The 12,414-nt window shown below is 41.2% G+C and carries 9 protein-coding genes; 4 read left to right on the top strand and 5 right to left on the bottom strand.

Features of this window, described 5'->3' with window-relative positions; genetic code table 11:
* Positions 1-3: 3 nt before the first annotated feature.
* Positions 4-669: a hypothetical protein gene (locus tag WA352_RS16320; RefSeq protein ID WP_033134423.1), complete on the top strand. Its 666-nt coding sequence runs from the start codon at positions 4-6 to the stop codon at positions 667-669.
* A 74-nt stretch (positions 670-743) separates the two neighbouring features.
* Here the strand turns inward: WA352_RS16320 and WA352_RS16315 are convergent, their stop codons facing one another.
* The 5 genes from WA352_RS16315 to WA352_RS16295 form a co-directional block, all read right to left on the bottom strand.
* Positions 744-1,163, bottom strand: coding sequence for an ExbD/TolR family protein (locus WA352_RS16315; protein WP_004655303.1), 420 nt, complete (start codon positions 1,161-1,163; stop codon positions 744-746).
* 14 nt (positions 1,164-1,177) lie between these two features.
* On the bottom strand, positions 1,178-1,606 hold the full coding sequence (locus WA352_RS16310; RefSeq protein WP_004804911.1) for an ExbD/TolR family protein: 429 nt from the start codon (positions 1,604-1,606) through the stop codon (positions 1,178-1,180).
* Between the two features lie 11 nt (positions 1,607-1,617).
* The gene (locus WA352_RS16305; RefSeq protein ID WP_004804913.1) at positions 1,618-2,493 is read right to left on the bottom strand and encodes a MotA/TolQ/ExbB proton channel family protein; all 876 of its coding nucleotides are present in this window, start codon (positions 2,491-2,493) and stop codon (positions 1,618-1,620) included.
* Between the two features lie 40 nt (positions 2,494-2,533).
* The gene (locus WA352_RS16300) at positions 2,534-3,247 is read right to left on the bottom strand and encodes a TonB family protein (RefSeq protein ID WP_004804915.1); all 714 of its coding nucleotides are present in this window, start codon (positions 3,245-3,247) and stop codon (positions 2,534-2,536) included.
* A gap of 153 nt (positions 3,248-3,400) precedes the next feature.
* Positions 3,401-6,085 carry a TonB-dependent receptor gene (locus WA352_RS16295; RefSeq protein WP_171248676.1) on the bottom strand — a complete coding sequence of 895 codons (2,685 nt, stop codon included), beginning with the start codon at positions 6,083-6,085 and terminating at the stop codon, positions 3,401-3,403.
* A 658-nt stretch (positions 6,086-6,743) separates the two neighbouring features.
* Here WA352_RS16295 and WA352_RS16290 point away from each other — a divergent pair.
* The 3 genes from WA352_RS16290 to WA352_RS16280 are packed head-to-tail and all read left to right on the top strand — an operon-like array spanning position 6,744 to position 12,402.
* Positions 6,744-8,528: an ABC transporter substrate-binding protein gene (locus WA352_RS16290; protein ID WP_005312633.1), complete on the top strand. Its 1,785-nt coding sequence runs from the start codon at positions 6,744-6,746 to the stop codon at positions 8,526-8,528.
* 11 nt (positions 8,529-8,539) lie between these two features.
* Positions 8,540-10,357: an ABC transporter substrate-binding protein gene (locus WA352_RS16285; RefSeq protein WP_442892282.1), complete on the top strand. Its 1,818-nt coding sequence runs from the start codon at positions 8,540-8,542 to the stop codon at positions 10,355-10,357.
* A gap of 26 nt (positions 10,358-10,383) precedes the next feature.
* Positions 10,384-12,402 (top strand): M3 family metallopeptidase, encoded by a 2,019-nt coding sequence (locus tag WA352_RS16280; protein WP_336143277.1) that lies wholly within the window; start codon positions 10,384-10,386, stop codon positions 12,400-12,402.
* The last annotated feature ends 12 nt before the right edge of the window (positions 12,403-12,414 follow it).

The following is a 12,414-nucleotide window of genomic DNA, read 5'->3' as shown; positions in this document are numbered from 1 at the left end:
ACAATGAATAAAAAGAATTTTATTTTTATAACCCTCTGCCTGTCAGGTCTAATCTCGACTACTCATGCTGCTGTACCTCCAGATAAAACCATTATCAGTTGGATCACTAACTTACAAGATTCAAATGCCAATCCACCCCAAGCCATTCAGATCGATTCTACCGAAGCAGTAAAACTGATCTCAGGAGAAGAAGCCTATTTATCGGGTGTGAGTTTTGAAAATGCAGGACGTAATTTTTGGGCTGGCTATGTGTTAACCCGTCCAAAATTAAAGCAGGCGCGAATCCTAAAAGAGTTTGGTGGTCAATCGAATAGCTTTAAAGTGCATTCAACCGTTTATAAAGGTAAACCGATTCAACTGATCGAAATTGAAAGTGCAGGTTCAGGACAGGGGACGGTCGAGTCGAGTAAAAGTTTGGTTTATTTCACTCAGTGGACCAGCAAACTGATTGCAGAAGTAGAGGAATCTTCTTATGACGGTCGCTATGATGAAAAAATGGGGGCAGAAGACTGTCGTACTGGCCGAGATAATTCGGGCTATTTAAATGTGATGCCTTATTCTCCTTATGTCATTCGAACCACCGTGACAGGGGATGCCTGTAATAACAAACCACAAGGTTATAAGGTGAGCAGTAAGCTTATTCCTGTTGTCATCAATGAAATAAAATAAAAAAAGCTAACAAGCGAACTTGTTAGCTCAGGAGTAAAATTGTAGTTATCTGATTAATTTTTTGTTTTTATTATTTAGTTATTACTGACGATACCGATTTTGGTGATATTGCTCTGTTGAGCGAGTGCCATCACCATCGCGATATTCTTATATTCAGCCTGTGCATCAGGCTTAAACTTAATCTGATCCTGATCAGCTTTTTGAGCAACCGAATCAAACAAGGCTTTTAAGGCTGAACGATCAGCAACCGCTTGATCATTCCAAAAAATATGCCCTTGCGCATCAACCCGTAAATTAATAGTTTCGGGGGGCTTCTGATCTGTTGGCGGTGGTGGTGTGCCATTTGGCAAATTAATGTTAATGGCATTGTTTGGAATCGGGATGGTGATAATGAACATAATCAGCAGCACCAACATGACATCAATCAGCGGTGTCATGTTGACGTCAAGCATCACATCTTCTTCATCATTTTTTGAACCCACATTCATACCCATGTGTGATTCTCCTATTATGGTGTAGAAGCAGGGGGAGTCGTAACAAAAGCGATTTTGCCAATCCCTGCTTGCTGTGTTGTGCTGATCACCTGATCTATCGCTTCATAATGTGTCTGTTGATCGCCACGAATATGAACCTCAGGCTGTGGACGTTTTTGCGCTTCAGCTTGTAAACGGGCAAGTAACGTTTCTTTATTTGCAACGTGTTGTTCATTCCAAAAAATATCCCCCGTTTTATTGACGGAAAGCTGGATATTTTGTGGTGTGGTGGCATAAGGTGTATTTTTTTCTTCAGGTAGTTTTACCGGAACAGTGTGTGTGACCACTGGAACTGTGATTAAAAAGATAATCAGCAGCACCAGCATGATGTCGACCAGCGGAGTCGTGTTAATCGTCCCGATGACATCATCGTCACTTTGATCTGAATTAATCATCATGCCCATAATGGTGTTCCTTATTTAGAATCACGGTTTGGGTGATTACTGTTTAGGTCACCGCTGAGGAGTACGGCATGTAGGTCTGAACCAAATGAACGGACATTGTCCATCACCGCTTTATTGCGACGGGTTAACCAGTTATAACCAAGTACAGCAGGAACCGCGACTGCAAGGCCAATTGCGGTCATAATCAGTGCTTCACCCACAGGTCCAGCAACTTTATCAATTGATGCTTGGCCTGAAATACCGATCGCAGTAAGCGCGTGATAAATCCCCCAAACTGTTCCAAATAAGCCGACAAATGGCGCGGTTGAACCCACAGTAGCAAGGAAGGCTAAACCATTGCTTAAGTGACTTTGCACTTTTTCGATTGCACGTTGGATTGAGATCGTCACCCATGTGTTGAAATCAATACGTTCTAATAAGGTGCCATCGTGATGTTTGGTTGAGCGAATGCCTTTTTCAGCAATATAACGGTAGCTACTATTGCTATTTAAACTTTCTGCAGCGCTATTTAAAGACTCCGCTTCCCAAAAATGGCGTTCAGCTTCTGTGCCATGGCGTTTGATCTTACTTTGTTGGAACACTTTCGACAGAATGATGTACCACGTTCCAATCGACATTAGTACCAAGATAAATAATGTTGATTTTGCGACCAAGTCACCTTCGCGCCATAGGGCTTCTAAACCATAAGGGTTATGTACTTTTTCAACAGTTGCAGGTAATGGAGGCGGGGTTGGTGCTGCTTGTGCTGCGGCATCAGTCGCTACCGTCGTTACGGCTGTGGTTTGCGTGGTTTCATCCGCCCACACGGTTGCAACTGGAAGTAAGGTCGTTCCTGCGATGAGGCCAATTGCTGCGATTCGAGAAATACGTTTTGCTGTGTTTGTCATCTTTAAATTCTCCAAAAACTTGTTTGTTCAATGTATTTAATTAGGAAATCGTGAATGGATATTCGATTTCGTACCATTCTTGTTGTGGTACACCGTCTTTCATTGCAGGTTTAAATGTGCACAGGCTATAGGCTTTGACAGCTGCTTTATCTAGGCTTTTACTACCACTCGATTTTTTAACTTTTGAGTCGATCACTTTGCCTGAACCATCAACCAGCACACGAATACGCACTGTACCTTCTTCTTCATTCATCAAGGCTTCACGAGGGTATTCAGGTTTTTGGCAGCCCGCTTCTCCTTCAGAAACACCGCGTGAAATTCCTGCGGGTTTTGCTGGAGTCGCAGGTGCGGCTGGCGCTGTTGGAGCAGCAACAGGGCTCGGACTTGCTGCAGCAGGCGTAGGTGTTGGTGTCGCAACAGCCGTTTTGGTCGGTTGAGCAGGTGCTGGTTTTTGCACAGGTGTGACTTTCTCCACCTGTTTAGGTGGGTCAGGCATCTTGGCCACTTTTTCGACCATTTTCGGTGGCTCGGGTGGCTTTTCTTTAGGTTTTGGTTCCTCTGGTTTTGGAGGCGGTGGTGGTTTGATGTCCTGAATAATCTGTAGTTCTACAGGCTTATCGACAGGCTTGCTAAAGTCGGTCGCTAAACTTGTCATCAGAATATAGGCGATAATGAGATGTAGAAATAACACCAGACCAATACCGACAAGGCGTTTGGCTGGTTGATTTTCACTCTCAGAAAAGGGGATGCCCATAAATACTCCTGAAATTGTAATCAGTAATTCATATCCATTAGGGGCGGCTTATATCGATTTAGACTGACAACAACCGCTTGGAATGTGATGAAACAGAGGATTACGGTGAATCACTACGACAGAACAATATTCATGCCGTAGTGATGAAACGCATTAAAATTTATAGGTACCGCGAACGAAATAGCTACGACCAACAGCATCTGCATAACGCGGGTCATAACCCATTTGGAAGTTATCGACGACATTTGAAGCCGGTGGTTCAGCATCAAATATATTTTTAAGACCAAGTGTGAGTTCTAGGTTCTTGAAACCTTTATAAGTGCCTGAAAGGTTATAAGTGGTATAGTCGCCTACGGAATGGTCTTGCCCATTAGAGTTTTGGTCTTTATAACCTTTAGAGAAGTTTTGCTGTAAGTTGAGTGCCCAGTTCTCATAGCGCCAATCTAAATTAGCTGTATGTTTCCAGCGTAAAACGATTGCCTGATAATCCAAGCCTGCATAGCTTCCAGCAACACCAATCCATGGCATGCCTTTGTTTTCTTGGTATTGGTAATCTGTTACATAAGTACCATCAATACTGAGACCAAATTGGCCTGTGCTGGTCATTGGAGAGCGCCAAGCTGCACCGACATCAAATCCTGAGGTTTTGATACCACCTAAATTTTGATTGGTTGTATTGATATAGTTCAGCGATCCATCTGCATTACGGATGAATTTATCTGCATATTTCACTGGGTCAGCAAAAATGGCAGTCTCTGAAATGGTGGTAATCTGATTTTTGACTTTGATATCGAAATAATCGAGCGTGAAGACCAAGTTTTTGATGGGCTCAAATACCATGCCAGCGGTAAATGAATCTGATTTTTCAGGCTCTAGGTTTTGGTTACCACCATTTTGTCGATCAAATTGCATACCACAGTCACGTGCAGGTAATGCACCCGCTGCTGGAACACCACCAGGGCAAAGTAGCGGATCATTATACGTTGCAGCTGTATTGGTGACGGATTTAGGTGAATGCATTTCTTGTAATGTCGGTGCTCTAAAACCTTTGGTATAGCTGGTTCTAAACATGACCTGTTTAATTGGTTCCCAACGAAGCGACACTTTTGGATTAAATGTATCTCCAAAATCACTGTAATCATCGTATCGAGCTGCAAGTTGAGCTTCTAAAGTCTTATGCAAAGGGATATGTAGTTCTGTGAAGACAGCTTTGATATTGCGCGAGCCTTCATTTACTGGCTCATTCGGATCTACCCCAGTACTTGGTGCAACACTTGCAATTTCAGCCAGTGTTTTTGATTGCCAATCATCACGGCGATAACTTGCACCAACAGCAAAACCGACATCACCAGCAGGTAAAGTATAGATCGGGCGGCTTGCAGTGAAATCGACTGTGGTTGAGTCTAATTTAGCATCTAGATATTTACCTTTAACGCTTAAGCCATTCCATACATCACCATCGGCTGAGCTTTGTGCACCAAAGGGATTGAGAGTGCCATCTAATAATGCTGCAGCGGTTTTATTGTAATTAAGATAACCATTTAGAACGTTATCGGCAGCATTACTACGGGCATAGGTTACGCCAGTATTAATATCCCAACCATACGCATCACCTTCAAGACCAGCAAAAATCCGGTGTGAATCATTTACGCTATTGCTGATACGATTACCTGCTTGTGAACGTAAATATAATTCTAGTGGGCCACTGACATTATCCATGGCAGGTGTAATACCATTCCCAGGATAATATTTGCTTGATGGGTTCATCGGTAAGTCAAAAAATACGTCAGGTGCAACGGATGTAGTCACTTCACTACGTGCGTAAACGTACTCACCAATCGCATTGAAATGATCATTAATTTTTGCGGTTACACGACCCATGACAGAAACGTCCTCTGTTTTAGGAATAATGCCAATCACAGCTTGACTGTTATAACGGCAGGTCACTCCATCATTACTGAAGAATAGCGGATTATCGCCACATCCTGTTTTGGCATAAGGACTGCCGAATGTACCTGTCTCTGTATCGTATAAATTTGCCGGGAAAGAACCACTACTGGTTCGATTGACACCTAATTCGGGTAATACACCCCCACGACGGCTGACCTTACGGTCTTTTGCCATGACTTCATCACCATGTCGATAATCAACAACCCCGAAAACATTGAATCCATTTTCTTCTAAATCACCATAACCACCAAAAATGGAATAGTTTTGTTGCTCGCCACCTGTTTGTTCTGGTTTTTGATAGTCGGCACTGAAATTTAAACCGCTAAATTGTTTTTTAGTAATAAAGTTGACTACACCGCCAATCGCATCGGTACCATAGATCGCTGATGCACCATCTTTCAGCACTTCAATACGATCAAGCATCGCCAGTGGAATGATATTTAAATTGGTCACACCGCTGTCATAGGCATTGGCTGCCAAACGACGACCATTGAGCAAAACCAAGGTCTTGTTGGCACCAATTCCCCTTAAATTTGCAGCAGATCCCTGTGTTTTACTGGTTCCTACATTTGAAGCCGTGACAAAATTTGATTGATTGGCTGTAATTTTTGAGAGTGCTTCTTCGGTTGTTGTGACCCCTTGTTTTAGAATTTCATCCACTTTGACAATGGTAATCGGTGAAGCACTCTGTGCTGCAACGCCTTTGATGGATGAACCTGTAACCGCAACTTTTACGACTTTGGCTGCTTTTTCCTCGGATGGTGATTCTGCCTCTGCAGCGTGAGCCATGGTTAAACACAACATACTTAAACTAAGCGTACTGAGTTTGAGTATGGTTTTGCCCGCTTTTGGCAGAGCACTTGGTTGAGCGAAGTTGGCTTTTTTCATTGATTATTTAACCCCTAATGGATTGCCACTCTAAAAATTCAATAAATCCGTTTTAGCAAGAGCTGTGCCAAACCCTATTTTTAGATTTCGCTTAATGTAGAATAAAATGTGTAAAAGTGTTTTAGTTTTTATATATAAGCTTTTCATATTTTTACTAAATATTAAAAATATTGAAATAATTTTAAATGTGGATTGGTTAACATAAAGTTCCAAATAAGGTATGTTTTTGTAATGCATTAAAATGAATCATAAAGTTTTATTTTTGCTTTTTTGTGGTGCAAATCATCTTTTGTTGTTATAAAACATATGGTTTATTATTTTTATTTCATTGAAATGGAAAATAATATATAAAAATATGATTTGGCATAAAGTTACTTTTATTTAAGATGCGTGAAAACTAGATCTGCTAAGAATACGTTTTGATTAAAAAATAAACATAATTTTTTTATTTGAAAAGTGGCATGAAATTAGCAAGGTAATTTTCAATCTTTAAGGGGTTTTTCTTTTAACTTAATTTTTCCAACTGGTAAAACATCATTAAATAAATGATTTTTTAATAAAAAGTTGGAATGAGACACGCTGAAAGGGAAACGGTTGTAGTGTTGAATGCTATGCAAAAGTCTAGTATTTATTAAAAAACGATGATGTGAGCACTGATTTGAAGTCAACTTTTTTTACGGTCACTGTATTATCAACCGTTATTGCATTTATGCCGATGGGGTATGCAAAAACACCTGCTCAGGCAGATAAAGTACTCCGTGTTGCTTTTGAAGCCCCAGATGATGGTTTTGATATGGTTAAAACTTTTAATTTTTACAGCGGAAATGTCGCCGATGTAATTTTTGAAAGATTGCTTCAATACGATTATCTCGCTAACCCAGTAAAATTGGTTCCATCTACAGCAGAAAGCCTACCTGTGATTGAAAAAAATGGTCAGGTTTATATATTTAAAATAAAGCCAGGGATTTATTTTACCGATGATCCTGCATTTAAAGGTAAACGCAGAGAGCTGGTTGCAGAGGATTATGTCTATTCCATTAAGCGGATATTAGATCCTAAAAATCATGCCTCAGCATTTTCTTTTATTGATAATAAAATTGTGGGTGCAAATGCACTGGTGGACCAAGCCAAAAAAACGGGCACATTTAACTATGATGCCAAGATTGACGGCGTTAAAGCACTGGATAAATATACGATTCAATTTACCCTGACGCAACCTGATTATAATTTCCCTTATATTTTGGCCTATAGCACCTTTGGTGCGACTGCACGGGAAGTGGTTGAATACTATAAAGATCGATTAGCCATGCATCCTGTGGGAACAGGGCCTTATATGCTGAGCAAATATGTACCCCGCAGCAAGATCGAATTAGTTGCAAATCCTGATTATCGCGGTTTTGTCTGGAATTTTAAATCGACAGGCACGGCATGGGATAACCAGCTGGTTAAAGAAATGAGTGGCAAGCAAATGCCGCAAATTGGCAAAGTCAATATTAGCATTATCGAAGAAGAACAATCACGTTGGCTCGCTTTTCAGTCCAAACAACTGGATTTTGATAAGGTCACTTCCAGTGCAATTCCTAAAGTGCTTGATCAAAATAATCAGTTAAAAGCAGAAATGCAAAAGCAGGGTATACGTCTGTATGCCAATAAAGAGGCAGAGATCACTTATTCAATGTTGAATATGCGTGATCCTGTTGTTGGTGGTAATAGCTTAGATAAAATTGCGTTAAGACGTGCAATTGCGATGTCTTTTAATGTCAATGAATATATTCGCATCTTAAGAAAAGGTCAGGCGGTTAAGGCTGAAATGCTGGTACCTGCAGGCATTAATGGTCATAACCCGAATTATCGCAGTAGCATTGGTTACAATCCTGTTTTAGCCAATAAATTATTGGATCATTTCGGCTATAAAAAAGGCCCAGATGGCTATCGTAATCTGCCCAATGGCAAGCCTTTAACCTTAAAAATAAATACCGAGAGTGGGACATCTTCCGTGATGTATTCTGAATTGTGGAAGAAAAATCTAGATGCAATCGGGATTCGGGCAGACTTTAAAGTCAGTAATTTTGCCGATAACTTAAAAGCCGCAACCCAGTGTCAATACATGATGTGGAGTGGCGCATGGCATGCGGATTATCCAGAGGGTGAAAATTTCACGCAATTGCTTTATGGTCCGAATGTTGGTCGTGGTAATCAATCCTGTTATCAGTCAGCTGCTTATGACAATTTATATAAACAGGCGATGCAGCAAGCCCCTGAAAAACGTATGCCATTCTATGAAAAAATGAGTCGTCAAATTGAAGCAGATGGAACGTGGATTTTACAAGATACACGGATTCGGAACTGGTTGATTCAACCTGAGGTGCAGGGATTTAAAGCTCATCCAATTATGAATACCAACTGGCAATACTTAGATATTGTTTCACCAAATCAAAAATAAGTGATGTTTTTATGATGAAGCAAAATTTTAAACTTTCGATGCAACGGACTAGTCTGGCGCTGTTATTGGGGACAACATTAAGTCTAGGGGTAACGATTACAGAAGCGAAAAGCCCTGCCGATTCAAAAAAAGTCTTACGTTATGCCTTTCCAGTGGCAGAAACGGGATTTGATCCCGTAGCGACACAAGACCTGTATTCGGCTCATGTCTTATATTCTATTTTTGAAACGCTCTATACCTACGATTATTTAGCTTCGCCTGCCAAGTTGGTGCCAAAAACGGCAGTGGCATTACCTGAAGTGAGTGCGGATGGGTTGACCTATACCATTCGGATTCAGAAAGGGATTTATTTCACACCTGATCCTGCATTTAAAGGCAAGTCACGTGAACTCACCACTGCTGATTATGCGTATTCATTTAAACGCTTACTTGATCCAAATCTGCATTCTCCTAACAGCTGGTTATTTGAAGATAAAATTGTGGGCATTGAACCACTTATTCAACAAGCCAGTAAAACAGGAAAGTTTAATTATGATCAGCCGATCGCGGGACTACAAACGCCTGATCGTTATACTTTGGTGATTCGTTTAAAAGAACCGAATCATAATTTTCCGATGCTGTTGGCGCATCAACCCACGGGTGCAGTGGCACGTGAAGTGATTGAAAAATATCGTGATAAGGCGGGCTATGTGATGGGACGTCCTGTGGGAACAGGTCCTTATATGCTGTCACATTGGACACCAGGTTCACGGATTATATTGAAGGCAAATCCAGATTATCGTGGTTTTACATGGGACTTTAAGGCCAGCACTCCTGAAGATCAAAAAATCGTACAACAGATGCAAGGCAAAAAAATGCCACAAATCGGTGTGGTCGATATTCAAGTCATTGAAGAATCACAATCGGGTTGGCTGTCATTCCAAAAAGATGGTTTGGATTTATTTACACTTGATGGTGAATTACCTGCACAGGCTTTGCAATCCGATGGTTCATTAAAACCTGAACTTGCTCAGAAGGGCATCCAACTGTCTCGTATTTCAGATCCTTCGATTGATTATTTGTATTGGAATATCCAAAACCCTGTGGTCGGTGGTTTTAGTAAAGATAAGATTGCATTGCGCCGCGCGATGTCCATGGCAGTTTCTAAAGAAAAATTTATCGCGGTCTTGGCCAAAGGCAATGCCCAAAAATTAGAATCACCGATTCCATATGGTGTAGCAGGGCATGATCCAAATTATAAAAGCAGTATTCCTTATTCTGTAAAGGCAGCCAATTTGCTATTGGATCGCTACAACTACAAAGTAGGTAAAGATGGTTGGCGAACTTTACCTGACGGAAAGCCTTTAGTGATTGAATTTATGCCATCGACCAGCAGTGCACGAAGTATGCAAATGGCCGAGTTACTCAAGAAAGATTTAACCAATATTAAAATTAATATGGTCTCGAAGCCTGTTCCTTTCGCAGAAGGTTTAAAAGCGGAGAAACAATGTAAAACCATGTTTAAGGCTTCGGCTTGGATTGCAGATTATCCTGACGCAGATAATTTTGTGCAGTTGTTCTATGGCAAAAATATTCATGCAACCAATCATACCTGCTTCAAATTACCCGAATATGACCGTCTCTATGAGCAATCATTGAGACTTGAGGATGGCCCTGAGCGCGATATGCTGTACCGCAAAATGTCACGGTTGTTAGAGTTTTATTCGCCCGTACAATTTATGTCGACGCGTTACCGTACCGTGGTCGCTCAACCACGTGTGATTGGTTATAAAAAACATCCTGTTCTGCCAGCAGAGTGGATGTATATCGATATTCAAGACAAGAAATAACAAACAGATTAAATTGGAGAAAGCGCATGGCGAAAAGAATATTGAAGTTGTCGACACTGGGACTGTTATCGATGGCAGTCACGGGGATGAGTCAAGGCATTTGGGCTGAAAGCACACGAACCACGTTACCGATTTTAAAAAGCAGTGAAAGCGCACAATGGTGCGATGCTAATTTACAGACTTTAAAGCAGCGTATTTCTCAACTGGAAAAACAAAGCATTAAACCGCAATCCGATGCTGCACCTGTGTTGGCAGAGTGGGATCAATTAATGGCAACTTTCGAGAATTTTGCTGGGCCGATTAGCCTGTATAGCAATGTTGATCCAGATGCTAAATTACGCCAAGCTGCTGAAGATTGCGAAGTTAAGTTGAATCAACTACAAACCGAAATTTATCAGAATCCGAAGTTATACCAACGTTTTAAAAACACCAAAGCCAACGATGCAATTGATACTAAGTACCGCCAAGATATTCTTGATGCCTTTGAAGATACAGGGGTACAACTTTCACCCGAAAAAAGAGCACGGGTCAAAACAATTTTTGATGAGTTGACCAAACTTTCGCAAGAATTCTCCCGCAATATTCCTGATAACCCAGAAAAATTAGAATTTACGCCTGCCGAGCTAAAAGGCTTACCAGATAGTTATATTTCAGGCCTAAAGAAAAATGACAAAGGCAATTATTTATTAGGGTTTGAATATCCAGAGTACCAACCGTTTATGGAGTTGGCCGACAGTGATGATGCACGCAAACGTTATCAAACTGCATTTACACGTCGTGGTACAGAAAAGAACTTAGTCTTGCTTAAACAGATTATTGACTTACGTTATGAATTGGCGCAGCTGTTTGGTCAACCAAGCTATGCCGATTGGGCGTTAAAAAAACGTATGGCGAAAACGCCAAAAACGGTTAACACCTTCTTGGCTGATGTACACAACGTTGTTGCACCACTTGAGCAAAAAGAAGTGGAAGAACTCCGTGCATTTAAAGCCAAAACCTTGAACACAACTTTAGAAAAAGCTGAAATTAACCGTTGGAATGTGAACTATTGGAGTGAAAAACTCCGTAAAGACAAATACCAGATAGACCAAGAAAAACTGCGTGATTATTTCCCGACCTTAGCGGCACAAAAGTGGTTATTTGCGATTTCATCTGATCTTTATGGGATTGAATTTAAGCCAGCCAAAGTCGATGCATGGCAAGATGAAGTTGAATATTATGATGTCACTGACAAAAAAACAGGTGAAGTTCTCGGTGGTCTATACATGGATAAATTTCCACGTGAAGGCAAGTATGGACATGCAGCGGTCTGGGGAGTATATGGTGGCAGTACGCTGAGCAAGCGTAAACCAATTTCAGTGTTGGTCACCAACTTTAACCGCAAAGGTTTAAATAGTGACGAGCTGGAAACCTTTGTACATGAGTTTGGTCATGCCCTACATGGCATTTTATCGAAAACCCGTTATTCGGGACAGTCGGGTACATCGGTAGAGCGCGACTTTGTCGAAGCACCATCACAAATGTATGAAGAGTGGGCGCGTCGTAAGGAAACCTTGTCTAAAGTGGCCGATTATTGTAATCCAGCTTGTCCACGTGTAGACGATGCCCTAATTGCACGCCTTAAATCGGTACATAACTATGGACGTGGTTTGCGTTATGCACGTCAAACCCTATATGCACAATATGACATGGCTTTACACGGTGCGGATGCGCTGAAAGTACAGCCGATGGATGTCTGGAAAAAAATGGAATCGGCAACCGCATTAGGCTATGTACCGAACACCGAGTTCCCTGGACAGTTTGGCCATCTGATGGGTTATCAAGCGGGCTATTATGGCTATATGTGGTCTGAAGTCTTAGCCTTAGATATGTTGTCGGCTTTTGGCGATAACCTGAATAATCCAGAAGTAGGACAACGCTACCGTCAGGCGATTTTGTCACAAGGCAGTCAAAAGAATGCAGCACAACTGGTTAAAGACTTCTTAGGCAGAGAACCAGATAACAAAGCCTTCTTTAATGAAATTACAGGTCAACGGGTCAAATAAGGATTTGCCATT

It is taken from the genome of Acinetobacter sp. 102, assembly GCF_037028485.1.
Lineage (GTDB): Bacteria > Pseudomonadota > Gammaproteobacteria > Pseudomonadales > Moraxellaceae > Acinetobacter > Acinetobacter higginsii.
The sequence above is the reverse complement of the archived record's forward strand: the minus strand, read 5'-3'. Positions and strand labels throughout refer to the sequence as shown.